The organism is Pseudomonas idahonensis (assembly GCF_037903935.1).
GTDB lineage: Bacteria > Pseudomonadota > Gammaproteobacteria > Pseudomonadales > Pseudomonadaceae > Aquipseudomonas > Aquipseudomonas danubii.
Map to the genome: position 1 here is coordinate 1,420,940 of NZ_CP149586.1, position 26,328 is coordinate 1,447,267.

At 61.8% G+C, this 26,328-nt stretch carries 24 protein-coding genes; 7 read left to right on the forward strand and 17 right to left on the reverse strand.

Annotated features, from left to right (window positions below; translation table 11 throughout):
- Nucleotides 1-2: 2 nt before the first annotated feature.
- From WIN67_RS06465 to WIN67_RS06500, 8 genes are all read right to left on the reverse strand, one after another.
- Nucleotides 3-773: a DNA-binding domain-containing protein gene (locus WIN67_RS06465; protein WP_110595000.1), complete on the reverse strand. Its 771-nt coding sequence runs from the start codon at nucleotides 771-773 to the stop codon at nucleotides 3-5.
- A complete protein-coding gene (locus tag WIN67_RS06470; protein ID WP_372820913.1) occupies nucleotides 770-1,663 on the reverse strand; it encodes a DUF692 domain-containing protein in 894 nt (297 codons plus the stop codon). Before WIN67_RS06470 ends, WIN67_RS06465 begins: the two co-directional genes overlap by 4 nt.
- Nucleotides 1,664-1,685: 22 nt before the next feature.
- Nucleotides 1,686-1,991: a DUF2282 domain-containing protein gene (locus tag WIN67_RS06475; RefSeq protein WP_102861476.1), complete on the reverse strand. Its 306-nt coding sequence runs from the start codon at nucleotides 1,989-1,991 to the stop codon at nucleotides 1,686-1,688.
- A 149-nt stretch (nucleotides 1,992-2,140) separates the two neighbouring features.
- Nucleotides 2,141-2,842 carry an ABC transporter ATP-binding protein gene (locus tag WIN67_RS06480; RefSeq protein WP_025127774.1) on the reverse strand — a complete coding sequence of 234 codons (702 nt, stop codon included), beginning with the start codon at nucleotides 2,840-2,842 and terminating at the stop codon, nucleotides 2,141-2,143.
- A complete protein-coding gene (gene livG / locus WIN67_RS06485; RefSeq protein ID WP_016967588.1) occupies nucleotides 2,843-3,610 on the reverse strand; it encodes a high-affinity branched-chain amino acid ABC transporter ATP-binding protein LivG in 768 nt (255 codons plus the stop codon).
- Nucleotides 3,607-4,863 (reverse strand): high-affinity branched-chain amino acid ABC transporter permease LivM, encoded by a 1,257-nt coding sequence (locus WIN67_RS06490; RefSeq protein ID WP_102861477.1) that lies wholly within the window; start codon nucleotides 4,861-4,863, stop codon nucleotides 3,607-3,609. The genes livG and WIN67_RS06490 overlap by 4 nt, the downstream gene beginning before the upstream one ends.
- Nucleotides 4,860-5,783, reverse strand: a complete 924-nt coding sequence (gene livH / locus WIN67_RS06495) for a high-affinity branched-chain amino acid ABC transporter permease LivH (protein ID WP_102861478.1) — start codon at nucleotides 5,781-5,783, stop codon at nucleotides 4,860-4,862. Before livH ends, WIN67_RS06490 begins: the two co-directional genes overlap by 4 nt.
- Before the next feature lie 230 nt (nucleotides 5,784-6,013).
- Entirely contained in the window at nucleotides 6,014-7,141 is a 1,128-nt protein-coding gene (locus WIN67_RS06500) for a branched-chain amino acid ABC transporter substrate-binding protein (protein ID WP_102861479.1), read from the reverse strand.
- Between the two features lie 339 nt (nucleotides 7,142-7,480).
- On the opposite strand from WIN67_RS06500, the gene WIN67_RS06505 reads away from it, so the two are divergent.
- Entirely contained in the window at nucleotides 7,481-7,786 is a 306-nt protein-coding gene (locus tag WIN67_RS06505; RefSeq protein ID WP_102878633.1) for a DUF2288 domain-containing protein, read from the forward strand.
- Between the two features lie 289 nt (nucleotides 7,787-8,075).
- Here the strand turns inward: WIN67_RS06505 and WIN67_RS06510 are convergent, their stop codons facing one another.
- The gene (locus WIN67_RS06510) at nucleotides 8,076-10,256 is read right to left on the reverse strand and encodes a hypothetical protein (RefSeq protein WP_102878634.1); all 2,181 of its coding nucleotides are present in this window, start codon (nucleotides 10,254-10,256) and stop codon (nucleotides 8,076-8,078) included.
- Nucleotides 10,257-10,453: 197 nt separating this feature from the next.
- Between WIN67_RS06510 and WIN67_RS06515 the strand changes: the two genes are divergently transcribed.
- Nucleotides 10,454-11,350: an NAD(P)-dependent oxidoreductase gene (locus tag WIN67_RS06515; RefSeq protein WP_339070785.1), complete on the forward strand. Its 897-nt coding sequence runs from the start codon at nucleotides 10,454-10,456 to the stop codon at nucleotides 11,348-11,350.
- On the opposite strand, the gene WIN67_RS06520 is transcribed toward WIN67_RS06515, so the two are convergent.
- A complete protein-coding gene (locus WIN67_RS06520) occupies nucleotides 11,241-13,517 on the reverse strand; it encodes a putative bifunctional diguanylate cyclase/phosphodiesterase (protein ID WP_339070786.1) in 2,277 nt (758 codons plus the stop codon). The two genes, WIN67_RS06515 and WIN67_RS06520, sit on opposite strands and share 110 nt — an antisense overlap.
- A gap of 142 nt (nucleotides 13,518-13,659) precedes the next feature.
- Complete coding sequence (locus tag WIN67_RS06525; RefSeq protein ID WP_102861484.1) at nucleotides 13,660-14,028, reverse strand: YkgJ family cysteine cluster protein; 369 nt, start codon at nucleotides 14,026-14,028, stop codon at nucleotides 13,660-13,662.
- Nucleotides 14,029-14,356: 328 nt separating this feature from the next.
- On the opposite strand from WIN67_RS06525, the gene WIN67_RS06530 reads away from it, so the two are divergent.
- Complete coding sequence (locus tag WIN67_RS06530) at nucleotides 14,357-15,703, forward strand: spinster family MFS transporter (RefSeq protein WP_110595004.1); 1,347 nt, start codon at nucleotides 14,357-14,359, stop codon at nucleotides 15,701-15,703.
- Nucleotides 15,704-15,767: 64 nt separating this feature from the next.
- Here the strand turns inward: WIN67_RS06530 and rapA are convergent, their stop codons facing one another.
- Nucleotides 15,768-18,617, reverse strand: a complete 2,850-nt coding sequence (gene rapA, locus WIN67_RS06535; protein ID WP_265074284.1) for an RNA polymerase-associated protein RapA — start codon at nucleotides 18,615-18,617, stop codon at nucleotides 15,768-15,770.
- Nucleotides 18,618-18,835: 218 nt separating this feature from the next.
- Between rapA and WIN67_RS06540 the strand changes: the two genes are divergently transcribed.
- On the forward strand, nucleotides 18,836-19,177 hold the full coding sequence (locus WIN67_RS06540) for an aspartate-semialdehyde dehydrogenase (RefSeq protein WP_339070787.1): 342 nt from the start codon (nucleotides 18,836-18,838) through the stop codon (nucleotides 19,175-19,177).
- Here the strand turns inward: WIN67_RS06540 and WIN67_RS06545 are convergent.
- The 3 genes from WIN67_RS06545 to WIN67_RS06555 form a co-directional block, all read right to left on the reverse strand.
- The gene (locus WIN67_RS06545; RefSeq protein WP_339070788.1) at nucleotides 19,174-20,382 is read right to left on the reverse strand and encodes an aminotransferase class V-fold PLP-dependent enzyme; all 1,209 of its coding nucleotides are present in this window, start codon (nucleotides 20,380-20,382) and stop codon (nucleotides 19,174-19,176) included. The genes WIN67_RS06540 and WIN67_RS06545 overlap by 4 nt on opposite strands.
- Nucleotides 20,379-20,849: a RidA family protein gene (locus WIN67_RS06550; RefSeq protein WP_102878640.1), complete on the reverse strand. Its 471-nt coding sequence runs from the start codon at nucleotides 20,847-20,849 to the stop codon at nucleotides 20,379-20,381. The genes WIN67_RS06545 and WIN67_RS06550 overlap by 4 nt, the downstream gene beginning before the upstream one ends.
- Nucleotides 20,850-20,937: 88 nt before the next feature.
- Complete coding sequence (locus WIN67_RS06555) at nucleotides 20,938-21,804, reverse strand: LysR substrate-binding domain-containing protein (protein WP_422394720.1); 867 nt, start codon at nucleotides 21,802-21,804, stop codon at nucleotides 20,938-20,940.
- A 205-nt stretch (nucleotides 21,805-22,009) separates the two neighbouring features.
- On the opposite strand from WIN67_RS06555, the gene WIN67_RS06560 reads away from it, so the two are divergent.
- Both WIN67_RS06560 and ccoM read left to right on the forward strand, forming a co-directional pair.
- A complete protein-coding gene (locus tag WIN67_RS06560; RefSeq protein ID WP_162884110.1) occupies nucleotides 22,010-22,171 on the forward strand; it encodes a hypothetical protein in 162 nt (53 codons plus the stop codon).
- Between the two features lie 144 nt (nucleotides 22,172-22,315).
- Nucleotides 22,316-22,432: a cytochrome c oxidase subunit CcoM gene (gene ccoM / locus WIN67_RS06565; protein WP_015634423.1), complete on the forward strand. Its 117-nt coding sequence runs from the start codon at nucleotides 22,316-22,318 to the stop codon at nucleotides 22,430-22,432.
- Nucleotides 22,433-22,559: 127 nt separating this feature from the next.
- Here the strand turns inward: ccoM and WIN67_RS06570 are convergent, their stop codons facing one another.
- Both WIN67_RS06570 and WIN67_RS06575 read right to left on the reverse strand, forming a co-directional pair.
- Nucleotides 22,560-24,035 (reverse strand): inorganic phosphate transporter, encoded by a 1,476-nt coding sequence (locus tag WIN67_RS06570; RefSeq protein ID WP_170002626.1) that lies wholly within the window; start codon nucleotides 24,033-24,035, stop codon nucleotides 22,560-22,562.
- Between the two features lie 376 nt (nucleotides 24,036-24,411).
- Entirely contained in the window at nucleotides 24,412-24,612 is a 201-nt protein-coding gene (locus WIN67_RS06575) for a hypothetical protein (RefSeq protein ID WP_102861491.1), read from the reverse strand.
- 686 nt (nucleotides 24,613-25,298) lie between these two features.
- On the opposite strand from WIN67_RS06575, the gene pcaR reads away from it, so the two are divergent.
- Nucleotides 25,299-26,141, forward strand: coding sequence for a pca regulon transcriptional regulator PcaR (gene pcaR, locus WIN67_RS06580; RefSeq protein ID WP_016962563.1), 843 nt, complete (start codon nucleotides 25,299-25,301; stop codon nucleotides 26,139-26,141).
- Nucleotides 26,142-26,328 lie beyond the last annotated feature (187 nt).

Genomic DNA, 26,328 nt, shown 5'->3' on the forward strand with positions numbered 1-26,328 from the left:
GGTCAAGCCTTCTGGTGAGGTTGCAGGTCGATGAGGGCGCCGTGGGCCAGCAGCAGGCCCAGGCACTGGCCCAGGTCGAAGTCGGCCTGGGCGTCCAGGGCATAAGCGGCGGCGATTTCCAGCGGCCAGTGGTGGCGCAGGCTGTCGATGAAGGTGGCGCTGCCGGCGTCCAGTGCGATCACCCGCACTTCCATGGCATTGCGCAGCACCAGGGCGTGCTGGCTCTGGTGCAGGTCAAACGCCGGCCAGGCAGCGTCGCTCTGGTGAGCGGCCCACAGGCTGACGACGGCGAACGCCGAGTGCAGGGTGCGCAGTGACGGATGCAACTGCAGGCAGAGCTGGCCGAGGCGATCGGGCTGGTTCATCGCCGCCAGCAGTTGGGCCGGTTGCAGAGGCTCGGCGTCGGCGGCGTGATAAGCCTCGACCCGCAGCCGTTCCAGGCGTGCCATATCGGCCAGATAGGGCAGGGCCGCCGCCGGAGCGAAGCCCTGGATGAAGTCCGCCAGGTCCTGGCCGTAGTCGTTGAGCAGCGGGCTGTGTGGAGGGAAATCCTGCACATACAGACGGGCCATGGCGTTGAAGAATGTCTGCCCCACCAGTTGCGCCAGCACTGGGTAGGCCTCCGCCAGGGCGTTGATCAGCGAGCCTTGCACGTTGTTGCGATAGACCGCGAAGCGACTGGCCGGATCGGCGCCGTTGCTGCTGCAAAGCCCCTCTGGGCAGATGGATTCGGCGCTCAGTAGCGCCTGGGCAAAGAGGGCGTGGTTGCTCATGGCTGCACCCGCGCCTGGTGTAACAGCGCCTGGGCCTGAGCGGCCTCCCCCAGCAGTGTGGTCAGGCTCGGCACCTGATTGTCCCGTTCGATCAGGGTGGCCATGGGGCCTATCCGCCCCAGCACCTGTTGGTACAGGGCCCAGACTTCCCGGTCCACCGGGGCGCCGTGGTCGTCGATCAACAGGCGGTCGCCGAGGTTGTCCCGGTCTTCGGCGAACCCGGCCAGATGGATCTCGCCCACGGCCTGCAGCGGCAGTGCCTGCAGATAGGCCAGGGGATCGCGCTGGTGGTTGATGCAGGACACGTAGAGGTTGTTGACGTCCAGCAGCAGGCCGCAACCGCTGCGCTGGATCACTTCGCGGATGAAGTCCGTCTCGTCCAGGGTCGAGCGTTGGAACTGCAGGTAGGTAGCGGGGTTTTCCAGCAGCATGGTTCGCCCCAGATGATTCTGCAGTTGGTCGATGTGGTCGCAGACCCGCTGCAGGGTCGGCACATCGTAGGCCAGGGGCAGCAGGTCGTTGAGAAACACCGGGCCGTGGCTGGACCAGGCCAGGTGTTCGGAAAAGGACTGGGGTTGATAGCGCTCGATCAAGACCGCCAGACGTCGCAGATGCTCGCTGTCCAGGGGGCCTTCGCCGCCAATGGACAGACCGACACCGTGCAGCGACAGCGGATACTCCTGGCGAATCAGGCCCAGGTAATGATGGAAGGGCCCGCCCGCCACCATGTAGTTCTCGGCATGCACCTCGAAAAAGCCAATGTCGGGACGCTGTTCGAGGACGTCCTTGAAGTGTTGGCTCTTGAGCCCCAGGCCTGCACAGGGCGGCAGGCTCGGGGTGGACGCCTGAATGTCGTGGCGGGGACGTGGGATCAAGGCTGTGTTCATCATCGACACTCAGGCTGGCGCAGGATCAGGACTTGGCTTTGAAGGCTTCGAGCTGGCCGAAACCGGTGGGCGAGGTGCTGCTGGCGGTTTTTTCGCAAGTGCCCTTGGGCACCAGTTTCCAAGCGTTGGCCTGGTCGTTGACCTTGGAGGTGCCGGCGCAGCTGGTGCCGGCGCCCGCGGCGCAGTCGTTCTTGCCCTTCATGGCCACGCCGAAGCATTTCTCCATGTCGTCGGCGGCGTGGGCGGTGGTGGAGACGGCAGCGATGCTCAGGGCGGAGCCCAGGGCCAGGACTAGGGCGGTGGCGGACAGGGTGCGAGTGGTGCTCATGATGTTTCTCCAGATCGGTTGGGTAAGGAAGCATTTGTGCTTGCTTACCCCTCTAGAGAAGGCTCATTGGCATTCGTTACAGCCCGGGACAGTTTTTTATCCCGGAATAAAAAAAAACGGCCCCGAAGGGCCGTTTTTTGTGACGCAGGTGTTTAGCCGCCCAGATAGGCTTCGCGCACCTTCGGATCGGTCAGCAGCGCTTCGCCGGTGCCTTGCATCACCACCCGGCCGTTTTCCAGCACATAGGCGCGGTCGGCGATCTTCAGCGCCTGGTTGGCGTTCTGCTCCACCAGGAACACCGTCACGCCGTCGCGGCGCAGCTGTTCGATGATGTCGAAGATCTGCTGAATGATGATCGGCGCCAGGCCCAGGGACGGTTCGTCCAGGAGCAACAGCTTGGGCTTGCTCATCAGCGCCCGGCCGATGGCGAGCATCTGCTGCTCGCCGCCGGACATGGTGCCGCCGCGCTGGGTGAAGCGCTCCTTGAGCCGTGGAAACAGCTCCAGGACCTTGTCCATCTGCTCCTGATAGTCGCCCTTGTCGGTGAAGAAACCGCCCATGGCGAGGTTTTCTTCCACGGTCAGGCGGGCGAACACCCGGCGGCCTTCCGGCACCACGGCAATGCTCTTGCGCATGATCTGCGCCGAGCTTTGCCCCACCAGCTCTTCACCCAGGTAACGGATGCTGCCGCTGTGGGCCTGTGGCGAGCCGCAGAGGGTCATCAGCAGGGTGGATTTGCCGGCGCCGTTGGCGCCGATCAGGGTGACGATTTCGCCCTGGCGGATCTCGACGTTGACGCTGTGCAACGCCTGGATCTTGCCGTAGTAGGTGGAAACGTTTTCGAACTGCAGCATTTACGCTTCCCCCAGGTAGGCTTTGATCACTTCGGGATTGTCGCGGATCTGTTCCGGCGTGCCGTCGGCCAGGGGCGTGCCCTGGTTGATCACCACGATGTGGTCGGAAATGCTCATGACCAGCTTCATGTCGTGCTCGATCAGCAGCACGGTGACGTTGTGCTCCTCACGCAACACGCTGATCAGCGCTTTGAGGTCCTCGGTTTCCTTGGGGTTGAGGCCGGCGGCCGGCTCGTCGAGCATGAGGATCCGCGGGCGGGTCATCATGCAGCGGGCGATTTCCAGACGCCGTTGCTGACCGTAGGCCAGGGTGCCGGCGGGACGGTTGGCGAATTCCCGCAGGTTGACCTTGTCCAGCCAGTAGCCGGCGTACTCCATGGCCTCGCGCTCGCTCTTGCGGAACGCCGGGGTCTTGAACAGACCGGCCAGGAAGTTGGTGTTCAGGTGACGGTGCTGGGCGATCAACAGGTTCTCGACCGCGGTCATGTCCTTGAACAGGCGCACGTTCTGGAAGGTTCGCACCACACCCTTGCGGGCGATCTGGTGGCCCGGCAGGCCTTCGATCGGCTCACCGTCCAGGAGGATGCTGCCAGCGCTGGGCTGGTAGAAACCGGTCAGGCAGTTGAACACCGTGGTCTTGCCGGCGCCGTTCGGGCCGATCAATGCCACCACTTGTTTTTCCTTGACGGTCAGGGCCACGCCGTTGACCGCCAGCAGGCCGCCGAAGCGCATCGACAGGCCGGTTACTTTGAGGATCTCACGGCTCATTTGCGCAGCTCCATGTGAGGACGTTGCATGGGCAGCAGACCTTGAGGACGCCAGATCATCATCAGCACCATCATGGCGCCGAACATCAACATCCGGTATTCGCTGAATTCACGCATCATTTCAGGCAAGAGGATCATCACGATCGCCGCCAGGATCACACCCAGCTGCGAGCCCATGCCACCCAGCACGACGATGGCGAGGATGATCGCCGACTCGATGAAGGTGAAGGACTCCGGGGTCACCAGGCCTTGGCGCGCGGCGAAGAAGCTGCCGGCGAAACCGGCGAACGCGGCGCCCAGGGTAAAGGCCGAGAGCTTGATCACGGTGGGGTTCAGGCCCAGCGCGCGGCAGGCAATCTCGTCTTCACGCAAGGCTTCCCAGGCACGGCCGATGGGCATGCGCAGCAGGCGGTTGATGACGAACAGCGCCGCCAGCGCCAGCAGCAGGGCCACCAGGTAGAGGAAGATCACCTTGTTGATTGAGTTGTATTGCAGGCCGAAGAACTCATGGAAGGTCTGCATGCCTTCTGCTGCCTTGCGCTCGAAGGTCAGGCCGAAGAAGGTCGGCTTGTCGATGTTGCTGATGCCGTTCGGGCCGCCAGTGAGATCGGTCATGTTGCGTAGCAGCAGACGGATGATCTCGCCAAAGCCCAGGGTCACGATCGCCAGGTAGTCACCGCGCAGGCGCAGCACCGGGAAGCCCAGCAGGAAGCCGAAGGTGGCCGCCATCATCCCGGCGATCGGTAGGCAGATCCAGAAGCTCAGGCCGAAGTAGTGCGAGAGCAGCGCGTAGCTGTAGGCACCGACGGCATAGAACCCCACGTAACCCAGGTCCAGCAGGCCGGCCAGACCGACGACGATGTTCAGGCCCAGGCCCAGCATCACGTAGATCAGGATCAGCGTGGCAATGTCCACCGCACCGCGGGAGCCAAAGAATGGCCAGACCAGGGCAACAACGATCAATGCCAGGATGATCCAGCGCTGGGTGCCCGGCAGGGTCAGGAAGTTGCTGGCCTTGGCCGGAATCAGCGGCATGCTGGGAGAAGACTTCCAGGCGGCGCTGATCTGGCTATGGAACAGCACCCGCAAGAACATCAGCACCGAGCACACCGCGATGGTGGCCAGGATGGTCGGGCTGGTGTTGTGGACTTCCAGGTTGATGCCGACGATGGTCAGTTTCAGGCCCAGTACCGGGTAGGCGACGGCCCAGACCAGCAAGGCGCTGAACAGCGCCGATTTAAGATTCCTAGTCATACTTTCTCAACCTCCGGACGGCCCAGAATGCCGGTCGGACGGAACAACAGCACCAGAACCAACAGGCCGAACGCCACGACGTCCTTGTACTGGTCGCCGAACACGTCGGCGCCAAAGGCTTCGGCCACCCCCAGCACCAGCCCGCCGAGCATCGCGCCCGGGATACTGCCGATGCCGCCCAAGACCGCTGCGGTGAAGGCCTTGAGGCCCACCAGGAAACCGGCGTTGGGGTTGATCACACCGTATTGCATGCTCAGCAGCACGGCGGCGATGGCAGCCAGTGCGGCGCCGATCACGAAGGTCAGGGCGATGATGTTGTTGGTATTGATCCCCAGGAGGTTGGCCATCTTGATGTCTTCGGCACAGGCACGGCAGGCGCGACCCAGACGAGAACGGGAGATGAACAGCGTCAGACCGAGCATGGCGACCAGGGTCACCACGAATACCACGATCTGCATGTAGGAAATCAGCACTTCATGTGCGCCACCTGGCCCGATGGAGAAATTGCCCGGGATCAGGTTGGGAATGGATTTGTCCTTGGAGTCTTGCGCCAGCAGAACGGTGTTCTGCAGGAAGATCGACATGCCGATGGCCGAGATCAGCGGGATCAGGCGGTTACTGCCCCGCAAGGGGCGGTAGGCGATCCGTTCGATGCTGTAGCCGTAGGCACTGGTGACGACGATGCTCGCGATAAAGGCTGCGGTCATCAACAGCGGCACGCTGTCGAGTCCCATCATGGCCAGCCCGGCGATGGCGATGAACGCCACATAGGAGCCGATCATGTACACCTCGCCGTGGGCGAAGTTGATCATTCCAATGATGCCGTAAACCATCGTATAGCCGATGGCGATCAGGGCATACGTGCTGCCAACGGTGAGACCGTTAACCAGCTGTTGGAAAAAGTGATAGAGGTCAGGCATTACAACGCTCCTAAAAACCTGATACGCATTTCACTGGTGGAGTCATTTTCCCGCCCAGGCCCCGTGGATCTGCACCCACTTCGGGCTGGGTTTTGCCAGCGAACCGCTGATGACGGTTTTGAGATTTTCAGGTGGGCGGGATTCCGGATCACGGAACACAGGCCCATACATTCGTAAAACAAAGCCCACGGCGAGCCGTGGGCTTTATTGGCAGTCAGTCAGGGCGCGCCTTACTGAGGAGAGACTTCGGTTTTAGGTTTGCCGAAGTGCCACTCGTAGACCACGAATTTGAAGTCTTTCAAGTCGCCCTTGGCGTCGAAGCTCAAGTCACCGGTCGGGGTCTTGAAGGTCCCGGCGTGGATGGCTTCAGCCACCTTGGCCGCGTCTTCGCTCTTGGCGTTGGTGATGGCGCCAGCGATCACTTCAACCGCGGAGTAGGAGGGGAATACGAAAGGACCGCTCGGGTCTTCTTTCTTGGCCTTGAATGCGTCAGCCAGGGCGACGTTGGCCGGGTCCTGGTCGAAGGATTTGGGCAGGGTCACCAGCAGGCCTTCGGACGCGTCCTTGGCGATCTGCGAGATGGAGTCGTTACCCACGCCTTCCGGCCCCATGAACTTGGCCTTCAGGCCCTTTTCCTGGGATTGACGCAGGATCAGGCCCAGCTCCGGGTGGTAGCCGCCGTAGTAGACGAAGTCGACGTTGGCTTGCTTGAGCTTGGCGATCAGCGAAGAGAAGTCCTTGTCGCCGGCGTTGATGCCTTCGAACACGGCAACCTTGGTGCCTTTCTTCTCCAGGGTCTGCTTCACGGCGCTGGCGATGCCTTCACCGTACTGCTGTTTGTCGTGGAGGACGGCAACGACTTTTGGCTTCACGTGGTCGGCGATGTAGTTACCGGCGGCAGGGCCCTGGGCGCTGTCCAGGCCGATGGTGCGGAACACCATTTTGTAACCACGGGCGGTGATGTCCGGGCTGGTGGCTGCCGGGGTGATCATGATCACGCCTTCATCTTCGTAGATGTCGGAAGCGGGTTGAGTGGAGCTGGAGCACAGGTGGCCGACCACGAACTTGACGCCATCGTTGACCACTTTGTTGGCCACCGCCACGGCTTGTTTTGGATCACAGGCGTCATCGTATTCAACGGCTTCGAGCTTCTTGCCGTTGACGCCGCCCTTGGCGTTGATCTGCTCGATGGCCATTTTCGCGCCACTGAACTGCATGTCGCCGTACTGGGCTACCGGGCCGGTCTTGGGGCCGGCGATACCGATCTTGATGGTGTCAGCTGCGAACGAATGGCTGGCAACACCGGCCAGGACCATAGCGGCAAACAGTTTGGAAATCTGCTTAGTAGCCTTATTCATAGTGCTCCACTCTTACTGTTGTAATTTTTATAGTTCCGGCGGCCTTGGTCGCAGAACCGAATCAGATATATCGCGAATATCCGTCGGAAGTGCCCCTGGCAACTGTACCGGTACAGTGTAGAGCGCCGGTTGTTCGCTTGAAAAGCTGGCGGCTGGGGGCAAAAACGCGGGGTGTCGCTTAATCGAAAGAAAAAGACAGATTTGCGGCGTGGCTTGCGCCCGGTTCGGCGTCAGTCCCTGGCGCTTCTGAGCTTCTCGATCGGTGATGCATTTGCTTCTGGGTTTTTCTGCCAGAGCACCGACGTTATGATTGCGCCGATTTCATTTCTGGACAGTCCCATGACTCAAGAACCTAGCACCCTCTATGCCAAGCTGCTTGGTGAGACCGCATCTATCAGCTGGAAGGAACTGGAGCCGTTCTTTGCCAAGGGTGCCCTATTGTGGGTCGACGCCGACCTGGATCTGATCGAGGCGGCCCAGGCGGTAGCGGAGAATCAGGCACAAAAAGTCGCGGCCTGGCTGGCCGAAGGGAAGGTTGAAAAGCTGTCTGCGACGCGGGCGTCCGATCTGTTGGAGCGTGATCCGCAGCTGTGGGCCGTGGTGGTCTCGCCCTGGATTCTGACCCAGGAGAGGGCGTCGCGCTGAAGGTGCGCGCCAATCTGGTGCGCTATTTTGTCGGACAAAAGTGTGTAGCCGAGTAACCGTAAGTCCAGTGATGGCATCTTGCCGTGGAGAAAGGCCCCACAGGGATTTCAGCCAGGGTGACGTTCACGGAAGGGGCACAGTTTCAAGTCGGTCCGACGAGCTGCTTAATTGTTTCGCGGTGTGAACAAATAGACCATTGGCCGGCGAGCGGAACGCCGCCCGGCCGCCCCTACAGGGCAGCAGGTTTTTTCCCTGCTGTGTAGGAGCCGGCTCGCTGGCGAAGCCCTTCTTAATAGGCGGTCTTGCCGGTGTGGCTATTGAGGGAGATGACCCGGGTCTTGCCGATGCGGTGACGGTAGATCTCGCGCAGGTACTTGATGGCCTTCTTCACGCAATCGCGGGACAGGCGGATGTCGTTGATCGAGACGAACTTGTCCTTGTCGTTGATCAGCTCGCGGTACTTCTTCTCGTACATCGGCTTGATCGCGTACCAGTTGGTATCGAGGATCTTCGCCGGGTTCTCGAATTCGTTGAGCAGATCGTCGATGCGGTCTTCGTCGAATTGCTCGCTGACGATGAAATCCAGCACCGAGTTGTCCAGGGTGTCGTCGAAGCGGTACGGATTGCGCGCAAAGCAACGCTTGATAAAGGCCACGATCAGGGTCAGGAAGTCATCCGACAGGCACGGGCTCTTGGCAATCAGGGTGGTCAGCGACAGGTTGGCCGAGGCGCCGATCACCAGCGCGTAGCGCTTGAGGGTGGTGTTGGGGAACAGGCTGTTGAGGTGAGTCTTGAGCCGGTTCAGGTCCATGTAGGACAGCTTGTAGTCCTTGGGCAGGGACACAATCGATACCACCGACGAGCAGTTCTTGAAGAAATGCAGGTCGTGCAGCGCCGCGGCGTCATACCCCGAGGCCTTGTACTGCTCCAGGGCCGCACGATAGCGCTTGGACTCGATGGGCAGCAGGCTGATGCCTTCAATGGCCTGGGTCACCTTGTTGAAGTGCGGCAGGTCGATGGAGCGGAAGAACAGGTCGTCGATGTTCAGGCGCTGCGGCTCTTTCTCGAACACCTTGAACTTGTCGCCGCTGGGCACCGGCTGCTCCGGCACCACGGATTCGGCGTAGGCGATCGCCACCGGGCCGGCCAGGCTCATGAACAGGTCGTTGGCGTCCAGGCGGATGGTCTCGCCGATGTCGATGCCGGCGCGACGGAAGTAGTTCTGGTCGTAGTCGGTGGTCACTGCCTGGGCAGTGAGGATGTTGAAGATCTGCTGGGAGATGTACTGGTTGGCGTGCTTCTCCATGGCGTTGACGTCAATGTTCTGGATGTTGCCGTCATCGCTTTCTTCGGCGTAGCGCATGATGTCGTTGGAGATCAGCATCATCGCGTTCCAGGGGCGGATCCGCCCCATGACGCTGGCTTCGCTGCTGTCTTCATTGTCGAAGTTGTAGGAGAAGTCCCACTCTTCCGAAAGGTATTTGCACAGCAGGCGGCCGGCGTTGATGTGCAGCGCCTCGGACATTTCGCTGCGATGGTCCGAGATGTTCGGCAGCACGCAGATGCCGCTGGTGAAGATCGGCTCGAAGACAAAGGAGTGCCCGCTCTTGCTGTCGTGCTCGTCCATCGGCTTGGTGTCGAAGGTCTTGTTCATGTACGAGTACTGCTGGGCCAGGCCGAATTCCGAGGCCATGCCCGAGCCGGTACCGCCACCGGCACTGAAGATCGAGAAGTACAGGCGCGACTGGTTGGCCTTGATCCCGCAGGAATCGATCAGGTACGAGTGGATCATTTTCCAGTCAGGGCTGGAGAAACGCTGGGTGTCCTTGTTGAGGATGATCTTGGCCAGGTACTGGCCGAGGATCGGCGCGTTACCGGCGCCACCGGCGTGGACTTCCGAGAGGTCCATGATCTTCATCTTGCTGTAGTCGCGGATGAAGCCGCTTTTCTCGCCCTTGCGCGAGAAGCGGATGCGCCCGGCGATGTCCTTGTCCAGGTCACCGAGCATCACCAGGGGCTCCACCAGGAATACTGGCTTGCTGGCCTTGCTCTGGCCCAGGCGCAGGTTCTGGCGGATCCACTGGCCGGGGCTGTAGCCGCCTTCGTAGGCCTTGTCTTCGTTATTGAATTCGTTGAGGTAGAACTTGCGGGCGTTGTACACCAGCTCCGCCACATCCAGGGCGATGTTGGAGCCGCAGCGGCCCAGGCCGATCAGGCACACCGACGGGAATTCCTGGTCACGGCGATTTTCCTGCTCGTCTTCCAGGTGCGGCGGGCGCGGGAACACGGAGTCGCGCAGGCCATCGAGGTTGTCGAGGATGCGGTCGGTGTTGGTTTCGGTGAAATACAGGTACTGCTGGGTCGACAGGGGGCGTGAACTGGACAATGGCTTCGTATCTGAGTGGCTTGATGTGGGGGAGGTCAGCGTCATCTCGGAGACTGCGTTGGCAGGATTGTTTTTAGAAGTCATTGTGCGCCATATGCCTGGTCTGGTTGGCTCGAGACGAGGTGTCAGCGAACCATCACGGAATGGGACCTCGCCGCTGCGTGGAGCGCGAATTTTGCCCAAGGCGTCAGGGTATTTACTGAGCGTCGCTCGGGGGAATCCTTTCCTGAATCATGATGAATCGGCCAGTATTCGATGATCTTTAATCAAATGGGGGCAATATGATGTCAGCGTTACCTTCACTCGGGTTTGCCGGGATCGGCCTGATGGGGCTGCCCATGTGCCGGCGCCTGCTGGCTGCGGGCTATCCGCTGACGGTGTGGAACCGCAATCCGCAGAAGTGCGCGCCCCTGGTGGCCGCCGGGGCGCGACAAGTGGCCACACCCGCGCAGCTGTGCGAGCACGCGGATCTGGTGCTGCTGTGCCTGGCCAACACTGACGTGGTGCGCCAGGTGGTGTTTGCTGCCGATGGCATCGCCCAGGGCGCCCGGGCCGGGCAACTGCTGCTGGACCTGTCTAGCCTGGAACCCACCGCCACCCGGGAGATGGCCGCGATGCTGGCTCGCGACACCGGCATGGCCTGGGTCGATGCCCCGGTTTCCGGTGGAACCCCCGGCGCCGAGTCCGGCAGCCTGGCGATCATGGTGGGCGGTGAGGCGGCGGATATCGAACGGGTCCGTCCGGTGTTGCTGTCCCTGGGGCAGCGGGTCACGCACATGGGGGCTGTGGGGGCAGGCCAGGTCACCAAGGCCTGCAACCAGATGATTGTCGCCTGCAATGCCCTGGTGATTGCCGAAGTGGTGGCCCTGGCGGAGCGTTCCGGCGTGGATGCACGGTTGATTGCCGAGGCTCTGGCCGGCGGTTTCGCTGACTCCAAGCCGCTGCAGATCCTGGCCCCGCAGATGGCTGAGAGCCGTTTCGAACCGGTGAAGTGGCATGTGCGGACCCTGCTCAAGGATCTGGACGGTGCGGTGAAGTTTTCCCGGGAGCAGGGTTCGGCTACGCCGATCAGCGGATTAGCTGCACAGTTGATGCGTCTGCATGGTGGTCAGGGCTATCTGGAGCAGGACCCGGCGACCCTGGTTCGCCTCTATCGAGACCCGGCATCCGCAGATTGAGCCTGTCGTGGCGCTGGTTCAGTTCATCCAGTACCCGACCCAGGTCCTGCAGCGGCACCGGGCGACTGAGCAGGTAGCCCTGCAGGTAGTCGCAGCCGTAGTGTTCGAGGAACTGCTGCTGCTCCAGGGTCTCGACCCCTTCGGTGACCACCTGCAGGTGCAGGGTGTGGGCCATGACGATGATTGCCTGGACTATTTCCCTGTCCTGGGTCGACTTGGGGATGTCCTGGATGAACGATCGATCGATCTTCAGGGTATTGAGCGGCAGGCGCTTGAGGTAGGCCAGGGATGAGTAACCGGTGCCGAAGTCGTCGATCGACAGGGATACACCCAGGTCGCGGATCTGCTGGAGCAGGGCCAGGGTACTGGCGATGTTGCCCATCAGGGCGTTTTCCGTGACCTCCAGTTCCAGGCGTTGCGGGGCTACCTGGGCGTCACGCAGGGCGGCCGCGATTTCCTCGGCCAGGGTGTCACGGGTCAGGTTCAGGGCCGAGCAGTTGACTGCGATCTTCAACTCGCCACTGCCGTTTTGGGACAGGTAGGCCAGGTCCTCGCAAGCCTTGCGCAATACCCAGTTGTCCAGCTCGGCGATCATGCCGTTGGTTTCGGCAATGTCGATGAAGCGATCCGGTAACAGCAATCCATGCTGCGGATGTTGCCAGCGGACCAGGGCTTCGAGCTTGGTGACCCTGCCGAGCTTGAGGTCGTAGATCGGCTGGTAATACAGCAGCAGCCCTTGATCGTCGCGCAGGGCATTGCGCAGCTCTTCTTCCAGTTGCAGCTCCAGGGTGGCGCGGGTCTTCAGGCCGGAACTGAAGAAGTGCAGGCTGTTGCGCCCGGCACCCTTGGACTGATAGAGCGCCAGGTCGGCGTTCTTCAGCAGCTCCTCGCAGGTCTTGCCGTCGTCAGGGAAGACACTGATGCCGATGCTGGTGGTCATCACCATGCGCCGGCCCCCCAGTTCGATCGGTTCCTTCATCTTCTGCATGATGCGCTGGGCCATGAGCCGCGCCTCATCTCGCTCATGGAGGTTGATGAGAATGCAGAATTCATCGCCACCCAGGCGTGCCACCACGTCTTCATGGCTGCGGGTGGAACTCTTGATATGCCCGGCGATGACCTTGAGCAACTCGTCGCCGGCATCGTGGCCCAGGCTGTCGTTGATTCGCTTGAAGTGGTCGATGTCGAGGAACATCACCGCCAGCATGCCGCCGAAGGTGTTTTTCTCCATGAGTTTTTCCGCGAACAGCTGGTTGAAGCCACGGCGGTTGATCAGGTTGGTCAGGGCATCGTAATGAGCCACCTGCTGCAGCGAGACCCTGGCCTGGTCCAGTTGCGAGAGCAAGGCGTTGACCCGACGCAGGTCCCGCTCCTTGTGTTGCAGCTTCTTGTCCGCCAGGGCCGCACTTATACCGCTGGCGATGATCAGGAGCGTGATCACGCTGAGGGTCAGGCCCAGTTGCATGTGGCCGTTGGGTGCCACTGAGGTCGGCAGGCTGCCTGCGGGCAGCACCAGGGTCATGGACCAGATGCCGGTGAAATGCATCAGCACGATGGCGCCACCCAGCACCAGGCTGATGGCGTACTTGAGCAGTTGATGGAACATCCCGCTGCCATCGCGCAAGTGCCGGGACAGCAGCAGCGCGGCCAGGCTGCCGCCGATCGCCACCAGCAGCGACAGCCCCATGAGCATTGGTTCGTAGTACAGGCTGGCACTGGAGCGCATAGCGGCCATGCCCACGTAATGCATGCAGCAGATGCCCAGGCCAATCCACACCGAAGCCACGCCATAGCGCCAGAGCGGCAGCTCGATATGGCTCAAAGTGTTCATTGCCAGCCAGGCGGCGATCAGGGCGAGGAGCAGGGAAACCAGGGTCAGTGGCAGGTCGTACTGGATCTCCAGGGGCACTTCGAGCGCCAGCATGGCGATGAAGTGCATGGCCCAGATACCGCCGGCCAGACAGCAGACACCGACCCAGCGCCACAGGCGTTGATGGGTGGCTTGTTCGACGTGGCTGACACGTTCGGCCATATCCAGTGTCGCGAAGCTGGCGGCACAGGCCACCAGATAAGCCAGCAGCACCAGGACCGGGTTGTGACTGCATTGCAGAACCACTTGCCCGCTATCTGGAAGCTCGGTGAGGAAATGCAGACCCAGCCATTCCATAGCATGCCCATCTCTGAGTCATGTGGTGTCGGCGGACCCGCGCGCCAACAAGTGCTTGCAGTATAGAAGGCACCCGTTGGCTGCAATGGGAGGTGGCAATCTGGCTCTAATGATTTGCTTATGAGCCCTATCGCCAATGGTGCTATGCGCTTTTCTCGAACCAGGGCTCGTGATCCAGCGGCTCCAGGGGCGCCAGGCCAAAGGCGGCCCGGGCGGCGTCACAGTCGCTGTTGTGCTGGCCGTCGGCCCAGGAGGCTTCGAACTCCCGGCAGGGGCTGGAACGCTGCTCATAAATCGAGCAGCTCACGCCCTGGCCGACCTCGCCTTCAAGGGCGATGCAGCGCGGCGATTTGCAGTCGGTGCCGAGCATGGCTACCCGAGTGGGACTGATGCTCTGCACCAGATCGTCGGGGACCGTGCCACCGGATGAGGCGCATTCACCCCAGAAAAAAGACACACGAAAGTATGAACAGCAGGCACCGCAATTCAGACACGGACTGGCTTCGGACATAGGCGTATTCAAAGGGAGAGGGAAGGGTAAGGGGGGCAGGCAAGGCGGCTATTCTAGGCTTCCCATCGGCCTTGGGAAGGGGGGGCGCCAGGTATTTTTTCAGTGCCGGCCAAGCCCTTGAAAAGACTGGGAAAGCCCCGGGTACTGGGGGCTGTGGCGAATTCGCCGCGCCGCGTGGTGAGGGTTTTGAAGGTTGCGGCCGGGGCCTGCATGCGATGGTTTGATATCAGGCTGACGAATGATCACAGACAGCCAGGCCGGGCCTGACTAGATTGCAGCTTCCAGGCTCGCTCGCGTCTGGCCGAATAACAATAAAGAGATCGACCCCATGGATAACTCGACTCAAGCGGCAAATGCCTGGCGCATTCTGTTCCTGTTGTTTTTGGCAAACCTGTTCAACTTCTTCGACCGCACCATTCCCGCCATCATCATCGAGCCGATCCGCATGGAATGGCACTTGAGTGACTTCCAGCTGGGGATCATCGGCACCGCCTTTACCATCGTCTACGCCATCGCCGGCCTGCCCCTCGGGCGCCTGGCCGATACTGGCTCGCGGAGCAAGCTGATGGGCTGGGGCCTGGCGGTGTGGAGCGGGCTGACGGCGGTCAACGGCATGGTCGGCAGTTTCTGGAGTTTCCTGCTGGTGCGCATGGGGGTGGGCATTGGCGAGGCGAGCTACGCACCGGCGGCCAACTCGCTGATCGGCGACCTGTTCCCCGCGCACCGCCGGGCCCGGGCCATGGGTATCTTCATGCTTGGGCTGCCCCTGGGGCTGGTGCTGGCCTTCTTCACCATCGGGGCCATGGTCAAGGCTTTCGACAGCTGGCGGGCACCGTTCTTCATCGCTGCGGTACCCGGGTTGGTGCTGGCGGTGTTCATGTTTTTCATCAAGGAGCCCAAGCGCGGCGCGGCGGAAGCGGTGAAGGTGGCGCAAGTGCCTGTCGACCGTCCGATTCGCCGGGTGTTGGCGATTCCGACCTTTCTCTGGCTGACCTTGGCCGGGCTGACCTTCAACTTCGCCACTTACGCCTGCAACTCCTTCCTGGTGCCGATGCTGCAGCGTTACTTCCTCATGCCCTTGCAGGAGGCGGCCATGGCGACGGGGCTGATTGTCGGTGTTACCGGGTTGGTGGGTTTGACCCTGGGTGGCTGGGTCGCCGACAAGATTCATCAGCGGGTTGCCAACGGCCGCCTGCTGTTTGCGGCCTGCAGCCTGATCATCTCGACCTTGGCCACTGGCTGGGCGTTGCATGCCGGGCGCGTCGAGATCGGGGTATTTGTTGCGGTGTTCAGCGTCGGCTGGCTGTTTGCCTACAACTTCTACACCTGTGTCTATACCGCTTTGCAGGACGTGGTCGAACCCCGTTTGCGGGCCACGGCCATGGCCTTGTTTTTCGCCGGTCTGTACCTGCTGGGCGGCGGGTTGGGGCCAGTGGTGGTCGGCGCGCTGTCGGATCACTTCGCCCACTCGGCGATGTATGCCGCCGGTGCCGAGCTGATGACCGAGGAGTTCAAGGCCATCGGCCTGCACGACGCCATGTACCTGATTCCGGTGGCGCTGTTCCTGACCCTGCTGTTTCTGTTCCAGGCCGCTCGTTGTTTTGTCCGCGATGCCCAGCGCATGAAGGAGGGGCTGGCGCTGGCTGAGCCTGCGGCGACGGCGTTGGCGGTCTGATCTGGCAGATGAAAAAAAGGCCCGCACGATGCGGGCCTTTTGTTTAGCGCTTGGCGTCGGGCAATCAGCCCGCCACCAGCACCCGGATCGCTTCCAGGCGCAGGGCGGCTTTTTCCAGCATCGCCAGACCCTGTTCCCGTTGCTTGCGCAGGGCGACCAGCTCGCTGTCACGGACGGTCGGGTTGACCGCCTGCAAGGCGGTCAGGCGCGCCAGTTCTTCATCGGTATCGGCCGCCAGGCGACGTTGGGCCTCGGCCACGCGCTCGGCGTGACGCGGTGCGACCTTGGCTTCGCCAGCGTTGATCTTCGGCGCCAGCTGGTCGCGCTGGGCCTGGATGAACTTGTTGGCGCTGGCCTTGGGCACGCTTTCCAGTTGGTCGTTGAGGGTCTCGAAAGCCACCCGTGCCGAAAGGTCGTTACCGTTGGCGTCCAGCAGGCAGCGCAGGGCGGCCGGCGGCAGGTAGCGGCCCAGTTGCAGCGAACGCGGGGCCACGACTTCACTCACATACAGCAGTTCAAGCAGCACGGTGCCGGGTTTGAGCGCCTTGTTCTTGATCAGTGCCACGGCGGTGTTGCCCATGGAACCGGACAGCACCAGGTCCATGCCGCCCTGCACCATCGGGTGCTCCCAGGTGATGAACTGCATGTCTTCGCGGGACAGCGCCTGGTTGCGGTCGTAGGTGATGGTCACGCCTTCGTCGTCGCCCAGGGGGAAGCTGGCATCGAGCATCTTCTCGCTGGGCTTGAGGATCAGGGCGTTTTCCGAATGGTCCTCGCTGTCGATGCCGAAGGCGTCGAACAGGGTTTCCATGTAGATCGGCAGGGCGAACTGGTCGTCCTGTTCGAGGATCGCTTCCACCAGCGCATCGCCTTCACCGGCGCCGCCGGAGTTGAGCTCCAGCAGGCGGTCGCGGCCGGTGTGCAGCTCGGCTTCCAGGCGCTCGCGTTCGCCACGGGCTTCGTCGATCAGGGCTTGCCACTCGCCGTCGTCGGCGTTTTCCAGCAGCGGCAGCAGGCGCGGGCCGAACTGGTGCTGCAAGGCGTTGCCGGTCGGGCAGGTGTTGAGGAAGGCGTTCAGGGCTTCGTGGTACCACTGGAACAGGCGCTCTTGCGGGCTGGTTTCCAGGTACGGCACATGCAGTTCGATCACGTGTTTCTGGCCGATCCGGTCGAGACGGCCGATCCGCTGCTCCAGCAGGTCCGGGTGCGACGGCAGATCGAACAGCACCAGGTGGTGGGCGAACTGGAAGTTGCGGCCTTCACTGCCGATTTCCGAACAGATCAGCACCTGGGCGCCGAACTCTTCGTCGGCGAAGTAGGCGGCGGCGCGGTCGCGTTCGAGGATGTTCATGCCCTCATGGAACACCGTGGCCGGGATGCCGGAACGCACGCGCAGGGCGTCCTCCAGGTCCATGGCGGTTTCCGCGTGGGCGCAGATCACCAGGACCTTGGTGCGCTTGAGCATCTTCAGCTGGTCGATCAGCCACTCGACCCGCGGGTCGAATTTCCACCAGCGCTGTTCTTCGTCGCTGGCTTCAGGCTGGGCCTGGAAGCTGACTTCCGGGTACAGCTCGGCGTGTTCGCCCAGGGGCAGTTCCAGGTATTCGTCCGGGCACGGCAGCGGATAGGCGTGCAGCTTGCGCTCCGGGAAGCCCTGTACGGCGGCGCGGGTGTTGCGGAACAGCACGCGGCCGGTGCCGTGGCGGTCCAGCAGCTCGCGCACCAGGCGTGCGCTGGCTTCGCTGTCGCCATCGTTGACCGCTGCCAGCAGGGCTTCGCCTTCGTTGCCGAGGAAACCGTGAATGGTCTTGTGCGCCTCGGGAGACAGGCGGCCTTTATCCATCAGCTCCTGCACGGCTTCGGCCACCGGGCGGTAGTTCTCGCTCTCGGCGCGGAAGGCCGCGAGGTCATGGAAGCGATTCGGGTCCAGCAGGCGCAGGCGGGCAAAGTGGCTGTCCTGGCCCAGTTGTTCCGGGGTCGCGGTCAGCAGCAGTACGCCAGGGATGGTCTCGGCCAGCTGTTCCACCAGGGCGTATTCCGGGCTGACCTGATCTTCGTGCCACACCAGGTGGTGGGCTTCGTCCACCACCATCAAGTCCCAGCCGGCAGCGAACAGCGCGTCCTGGGCCTTCTCGTCGTCCACCAGCCATTCCAGGGCCACCAGGGCCAGCTGGGTGTCTTCGAACGGGTTGCTGGCATCGCTTTCGATAAAGCGTTCTTCGTCGAACAGTGCCACTTGCAGGTTGAAGCGCCGGCGCATTTCCACCAGCCACTGGTGCTGGAGGTTTTCCGGAACCAGGATCAGCACCCGGCTGGCGCGGCCCGAAAGCAGTTGGCGATGGATGACCAGGCCGGCCTCGATGGTCTTGCCCAGGCCCACTTCGTCCGCCAGCAGGACCCGTGGCGCGATACGGTCGGCGACTTCACGGGCAATGTGCAACTGGTGGGCGATGGGTTGGGCGCGCACGCCGCCCAGGCCCCAGAGCGAGGACTGCAGTTGGCGACTGGTGTGTTCCAGGGTGTGGTAGCGCAGGGAGAACCAGGCCAGGGGGTCGATCTGTCCGGCGAACAGACGGTCGCTGGCCAGACGGAACTGGATAAAGTTCGAGAGTTGGGTTTCCGGCAGGGTAACGGCTTCGTTCTGCCCGTTGAGGCCGTGATAGACCAGCAGGCCGTCGACGTCGTCGACTTCCTGAACAGTCATTTTCCAGCCTTCGAAGTGGGTGATGCTGTCCCCTGGAGAGAACCTCACGCGAGTGAGGGGCGCATTCCGTAGCGCATACTGGCGGGTGTCGCCAGTGGCCGGATAGAGCACGGTCAGCAAGCGACCGTCCTGTGCCAGAACGGTGCCTAAACCTAGCTCGGCTTCGCTGTCACTAATCCAGCGTTGCCCCGGTTGATACTGCTGCGCCATGCTGCCTGACTCCCGCTTTGAAAAAGCCGACTATCTTAACGGAACGACGCTTCCAGTCCAAAGAACTCTGATAAAAACCCCTGGAATAAAAGGTAGCGTACAGCGGCGTTCGTCGGCCCCGAGGGCACTATCGGCTGACGACCGGGTCACAGTTTTGCGACCGATGGCTCAAGTCGCCCGTGCCGCAGCCGACAGCCTGCCGACAGGAGACCCATAACATGCTGCCACCGATGCTCCCCTTGAGTGCCGTGCCCATCACCGCCCAGCAGGACCCGATCCGGCAGCGTCCGGATATCCCGCCAGTGGTGCCGGTGCAGGAAAGCTCCAACGAAAGCACCATCGACTTGCAAAAGCGCGATGCCGAGCAGTCGGCCCTGCTCTTGCGCGAGGAGCAGCAGCGCCAACAGGAAAAGCAGCGGAGCAAGCGTGAGGCCGATGACGATCCGGAGCAGCACCTGGCCGTGCCCGGCGACGAATTGAACGCCGACAACACCGTGCCGGTGGCACCGCTGATCGAGGATGCCCCGCGCCAGGGCCTGTGGGTGGACGTGCAGGTCTAGCCTGCGGGGCCGTGTTCGGCCAGTTCCGTCAGCGCCTCCAGCAGGCACTGGATTTCCGCTTCGGTATTCAAATAGCTCAGGGCTATCCGGGCAATCTGGGTCAGGCCTCGGGCCTGCATGTCCAGCGGGGTGTAGGCCACGCCGTTGGCTCCGATATTGATGCCCCTTCGAGCCAACGCTTCCTTCAGTGCAAAACAGTCCCAGCCCTTGAGGGTGAAGGCAATCAGGCCTGACTGCTGCCCGGCGACCCCCAGGTCCTGGCGCTGCAGGCCGGGCAGGCGGTCGAGGTCCTGACGCAGCGTGTCGGCCAGGGTCTTGATCCGCTGGTGTATGGCGTCGATACTGATGCTGTTCAGTTCCTGCAAGGCATTGGCCAGCCCCGCCAGCAGCACCAGCGAAACTTCGCTGGTTTCGAAGCGCCGTGCATCGTCTCGCAAACTGAAGCCCTGGCCGTTCCAGGGAGCAGACAAGACATCCCGCGGCAGTGGCTGCAACTGTTCCAGAAAACCCGGCCTGACATAGAGTAGGGCCGTGCCCCGTGGCCCGCGCAGGTATTTGCGTCCCGCGCCTTTGAGCACGTCGCACCCCAGCGCCTGTACATCACAGGGCAGTTGCCCCAGGGCCTGGCCGGCGTCGATGAAATAGGGAATGCGCCTATTTCGGGCCAGTTGGCCGACGGCGGCGGCCGGATTGATCAAGCCGCCGTTGGCCGGCAGCCAGGTCAGGGCGATCAGGCGCACTTGGGAGTCGAGCATGGATTCCAGCGCCTCCACCGAAACCGCGCCATGGCGGTCGCAGGGGATGACTTCCAGTTGGGCGCCGGCACTTACCGCCTGGGCCAGGCAGGCCAGGTTGCCCCCCCATTCGTGGCGCCCCACCAGAATCCGGTCTCCCGCTTGCCACGGGGGCAGGGCGCTGAAGGCCATGCTCCAGGCCGCCGAGCCGCTGCTGGCAAAGGCGATTGCAGCGGGACTGGTATTGAGCATCCGGGCTGCGGCCTCACGGGCCTGTTCCTGCAGCTGTGCGCCGGTGATGGCGGCCTCCATCGGCCCTTCACGGGCTTCCCGTTGCAGTTGCCCGAGCATCGCGTCCAGGGTGCCCTGGCTGGGCAATGAGGCACCCGCGTGGTTGAAGTGGCAGACCTGGGCACAGCCGGGTGTGGCCTCGCGCAGACGGGCGAGGTGCGCTGGGTCCAGGGGACTCATGGCTTGAGTTCGAAAATCGCGTCGACCTCCACGGCGACCCCGGCGGGCAGGCTGGCCACGCCCACCGCGGTGCGTGCATGCCGGCCTTTCTCGCCCAGGGCGTTGACCAGCAGGTTGGAAGCGCCATTGGCCACGATGCCATGGCTCTGGAAATCGGCACTGGCGGCAATGAATACACCGAGCTGGCTGATGCGCTGCAGCCGCGACAGGTCGTCGTCCAGCGCCGCGCTCAACTGGGCCAGCAAGGCCAGGGCCGCGAGCTCGGCGGCCTGGGTGCCTTGCTCCACTGTCAGACTCTCGCCGAGACGGCCCTGCAGGGTCGGTTGACCTTGCAACAAGGGAATCTGTCCGGAGATCAGCAGCAGGTTCTGGCTGCGTACATGGTTGACGTAGTTGGCGATTGGCTGGCTGGGGGCGGGTAGTTCAAGCCCCAGTTGCTGCACGCGGTGTTTCAGGGAGTCGCTCATGGGAAGTCCTCGGATGCAAGGCCTGCAGCATCCGCGTTCAGTCCAGGAGCGACAAACGGATAGATCTAATTCGACGTATCTGAATTTCTCATGGGTCGAGGCCTTGCTCCAGTAGCCACTGTGCAAAACACTCCAGAGCCGGGTTCGACGCTCCTTCAGCGGTCACCAGCCAGTAGCCGATCTGACTGCACAAGGGCGGCAGGTCGAAGGCATCCACCAGGCTGTCCTGGGCCAGATGGCGTTGGATCAACTGGCGACGCCCCATGGCAATGCCCTGGCCGGCCACCGCGGCCTCTACCACGATGTTGTAGTCGTGCAGCATCACCCTGGGGTGGGAGGCAAGGTCCATAGCCTGTTGCCTGCTCCAGTCATCCCACTCGAAGGGTTGATGGGAGCGAGCCATCAGCAAGGGGCCATTGGCCAGGGAGGTGGCTTTGAAGGCAGGGCTGCAGACTGGCGATAGCTGCTCGGCGAGAAAACGCGTGGCCCGGACCTTTGGCCAGTTGCCCTTGCCGTAGCGAATAGCCAGGTCGACCTCGGCGCCGGCGACATCCGCCAGGTCGATGGCCGGTAGCAATTCCAACTGGATCTTTGGATGGCGGCGGTTGAAGTCTGCCAGGCGAGGCGCCAGCCACAAGGTGGCGAAGGACGCCAGCAGACCGATGCGCAGCACGTGCTGCCCAGCGGGCGCAAGCAGCGCCTGGGTGGCTTGGGCGATCTGCTCCAGGGCCGGACGAATCTGTCGGTAATAGGTGTCGCCGGTGGCGGTCAGGTCGATGGCGCGGGTACGGCGAACAAACAAGCGTTGGCCCAGGTGCTGTTCGAGTTTCTGCACTTGATGGCTGACCGCGCTCTGGCTCACGCACAGTTCCCGAGCCGCCTTGATAAAGCTCAGGTGGCGGGCCACGGCCTCGAATGCGCGCAGGGCCAGCAGTGGCGGCAGGTGCTTGGGCATTTCCACATCAGGCTCCGTGGGGCGGTTTGCAAAGGGCCATTGTGCGGATAAAAACTCTTCACGGCAGCGACTTTATTGCCTTTGTGCCGGTCTGATCACTGGTCAGGTGCGGCGGCACGCCGCATTATTGGCCTATCCGCCAGGGCCGCTCTGCATCCTGTAGCAGTGCGGTTGATATTGACCTCCCAGTGATGCCAGCCAAGCCATGAATCAAGACGACAAGCTGATCGACCTGAATGCCGAACGCGCCAAGCGTGTGCATGACCTGAACGAGAAACGCCTGAATGAAGTACGCCAGGCATTCGAGCAGGCCATGCCTTTGGGCAAGGCCAAGAAAAAGCCGAAAAACAAACCGAAAAAGCGCTGAACTGGGCGCTTTCTGTTGATACAGGTCAGTTATTTCCCCTTCCTCGCGCCCAGTCTTGGGCGACATTGACCCCGGTCAATTTTCCCCGCGGCCTCTTTGGTTAACTTAGCCCCATCGCAACAGGGCAAGAGCAGGAGGCCAGTCATGTTTTTCGACAATGTGGTGATCGCCGGAGTGCTGACTGTCGGCCTCATGGTTCTGTTTTTCGCAGGGTTTGGTTTCTTCATCTGGAAAGACGCGAATAAGCGTAAAAAACCTTAAGTCTCTCCAGAGCAACGAGCACGCAAGGCATTTTGGGCAACTTCGGTTGCCCTTTTTTTTGCCTGTGGAAAAGGCATAAAAAAAGGTGCGTCCCGAGGGGCGCACCTTTTTTGTTGGCGCTGGGGTATCAGCTACCCAGGACTTTGGAGGCCGCCCAGAACAGACCGGCAGACAGGGCCACGGTCGCCGGCAGGGTGAGGACCCAGGCCAGGAGGATGGTTCTCACTGTACCGCCTTGCAGGCCGCTCTTGTTGGCGACCATGGTCCCGGCCACGCCGGAGGAGAGTACGTGGGTGGTGGAGACCGGCAGGCTGAAGATGTTCGCCAGGCCGATCAGGCCCGCCGCGGTGATCTGTGCCGACATGCCCTGGGCGTAGGTCATGCCTTGCTTGCCGATCTTCTCGCCAATGGTCAGCACCACACGCTTCCAGCCGATCATGGTGCCCAGGCCCAGTGCCAGGGCGACGGCCAGGATCACCCAGAACGGTGCGTACTCGGTGGTGGCGGTCAGGTCCTTGCGCAGCTTGTCCAGGTCAGCCTTTTCACGGGCCGACAGGTTCGGCAGTTTGCCCACTTTTTTCGCTGTGTCATCCAGGCACAGCAGGTAGCGACGCACTTCGATGCGGCTTTCCGGCGACAGCGAGTGGTAGTCGGCGACACCCTTGAGGCTGCTCAGCAGGGCGCTGATGGTGGGCTCGGTCTGTTGCGGGTTGCAGCGGAACTTGCCCGGCAGGTCGTCTTTCACGCTCTTGCCCAGGGCCAGGAACTCGCCCAGGGAGTCGTGGTTGCGCTCGTAGAACTGACTCAGGTGCAGGGTCGCGTCGCGGGTACGCTCGATCTGGTAGGTGGTGCTGTTGAGGTCCAGCACGAACTGCGCAGGCACGATGCCGATCAGCACCAGCATGATCAGGCCAATGCCTTTCTGACCATCGTTGGAACCGTGGACGAAGCTCACGGCCATCGCCGAGATCACTAGAACCAGGCGGTTCCAGAACGGTGGGTGCTTCTTGTCATCGACCTTGCGGCGCTGTTCCGGGGTCTTGTGCATCTTCGAGATCGGACGCCACCATTTCAGACCGATCAGTACCAGCGCAGCAATAAGGAAGCCGGCCATCGGCGAGAACACCAGGGAGGCCCCGATATCGATCGCTTTCTGCCAGTTCACGCCGTCCCCCAGGGGAATGTCGTTGATCAGGGCGTTGGCCAGGCCGACACCGAGGATCGAGCCGATCAGGGTGTGGGAACTGGAAGCCGGGATGCCGAAGTACCAGGTGCCCAGGTTCCAGGCGATGGCCGCGGCCAGCAGCGAGAAGACCATGGCCAGACCGTGACCGGTGTTGACATTGATCAGCAGCTCGACCGGCAGCAGGTGAACGATGGCATAGGCCACGCCGACGCCGCCCAGCAGCACACCGAGGAAATTGAAGACACCGGAAAAGAACACGGCCAGGTGTGGCGGCATGGCTTTGGTGTAGATGACAGTGGCAACCGCGTTTGCGGTGTCATGAAAGCCGTTGATGAACTCGTAGGCGAGGACAAAAGCCAGGGCGAGCAAGAGGCTCACAAGCACCCAAGCATCCAGTCCGCTGAATAAATCGATCATGAAGGTTTTCTGACCCGGTCATAAGGGGGCGCGATTATGCCAGAAAACCCTGCTAATCAATGCACAAGGTGCTAACCGGTAACATTCTTCAACGAAAAAACTGACCGGGAGCAGAGTTTTCGCCAATTCTCGCCAAATGTGGCAAGTCATTGAGTTTATTGGGCCAAAGCACGATGACGAGGGTTTGAGCCCGGGAGTGAGAAGGTTCAAACGCTTGTATGAAATTTCAACGAAAGGGCCTGCCGGGTACCGTTTCTCGCTGTGGGTGGGGCGAGGCGGTGAGGGGCCCGGGGTAGCGAGCATCAATGGTCTGCCTGGCCGCTGGGGTGATCGAGCGGACAAGAGAGCAAGCCCTGAGAAGCTCAGGCCGCCGGCATTATGGCTGTTCGGCCTTGAGCTCTTTTTCCATCTTTTGCAGTTCTTGGGTGAACGCCTGGTCGCGAATACTTGCGCGTTTGCGCCAAGGTTTGCGTTCAGGTTCCGGTTGGGCGGCATAACGGGTGATCTCGCCGCCGTAAACTTCCTTGTAACGTTGTTCCTGGCGCTCAAGTTCCGCGCGCAGTTCGTCTTTCGTCACAGTGTTACCTAATTGAGTAAGGGTCCATTCCGGTGCATCGCATTGCTTGTGGGCGACTATCAAGAAAGCAGACTGATTGCCTGCCGAAGCCTTGGGGCCTGCTCTTTCCAGCCAGCCTTTTGTTGCATGCGGCCACGTCACCGGATGAAAACGACTGTCGTAGCAACAGTGTTGTTTGTTGCAAGCGGATTGGCCGAATCTGGTTAGGGGTCAAGCGCTTGCGACAGGTGACCGATTGCAGCCTTAGGTCACCTGAGCGAGGTACGAGCGGGACTGATTGCGCGTTACTCACTTCGGCAGTATAGCCTCGGCAAAGAATAACTCTACGCTCGGCAAGTTTAAAACTGTCAACTTTATTGTGAGCGTTTTGTGACACGGAAGTTCTAATGAATTCCTACACGGCGCTTCCCGTCTTCGTACTCCGTTGGCAGAAATCTATATGGGGCTAATCCGCTCTTGATACAAGTGGCAGGTCTGAAGATGGTCACTGAGTCCACCGCCTGCTGGTGATTATTACCATGAGTTTTTGCAATAAAAGAGTGGGCGAGTGGTTGGCAGCGGCAAGCACCGCAGATTGCGATTATCGGTCGACGGTTCGATAATCGCCCAATCTTGCAGGGGCTGACTTGTGCTGCCTCTCCAATACGGCTTGTAATACGGAAGAATTTCATCGCAGAGACCCTGAAATGAACGATCAGATGCGTAATTCCTTCACCTCAGTGGCGCCGCCTATCGTGGCTTCGGCAGCGAAGAGGATTCAGGCGTTGACCGGTGACCCGGATTTCATGACGTCTCTGGCCCGTGGCCTGGCGGTGGTGCAGGCGTTTCAGGAACGCAAGCGTCACCTGACCATCGCCCAGATCAGCCACCGCACGGAGATTCCCCGAGCGGCAGTGCGCCGCTGCCTGCATACCCTGATCAAGCTGGGGTACGCCACCACCGACGGGCGTACCTATTCGCTGCTGCCCAAGGTGCTGACCCTGGGTCACGCTTACCTGTCGTCGACGCCCCTGGCGGTTTCCGCGCAGCCTTATCTGGACCGCATGAGCGAGCAACTCCATGAAGCCTGCAACATGGCCACCCTGGAAGGCGACGACATCCTCTATATCGCCCGTTCGGCCACTACCCAGCGGTTGATTTCCGTCGATCTTTCGGTGGGCGGCCGGCTACCGGCCTATTGCACGTCCATGGGGCGGATTCTGTTGGCCGCGCTGGATGACTCCTCGCTGCATGAGTATCTGGAACACGCCGATCTGCAGGCCAAGACCAGCCGCACCCTGCACACCCCGGAGGCATTGCTGGAGTGCCTGCAGCAAGTTCGTCAGCAGGGCTGGTGCATCGTCGACCAGGAGCTGGAGCAGGGACTGCGCTCCATAGCGGTGCCGGTGTACGACGCCTCGGGCCAGGTGTTGGCGGCGTTGAACGTCAGCACCCACGCGGGTCGGGTCAGCCGCGCCGAATTGGAGCAGCGTTTTCTCCCCGGCCTGCTGAGCGCCAGCCGCGATCTCAGCGCCCAGCTGTTTGCTTAAGCGTTCGATAAACGCACAGATCCGCCTTTGACGAATTGACGCTCTTTCCCCTGGCTCATTAATGTCGCGCCAGCGTCATCGGCGGCCAGCCGGCATTGCCAGCCTGCTGCCGATGACCCGTCCAATAATAATGAAGAGGCCAACTCATGAGCATGCTCTCCCTGCGTCGTTGCCGTGACCGTTCCTG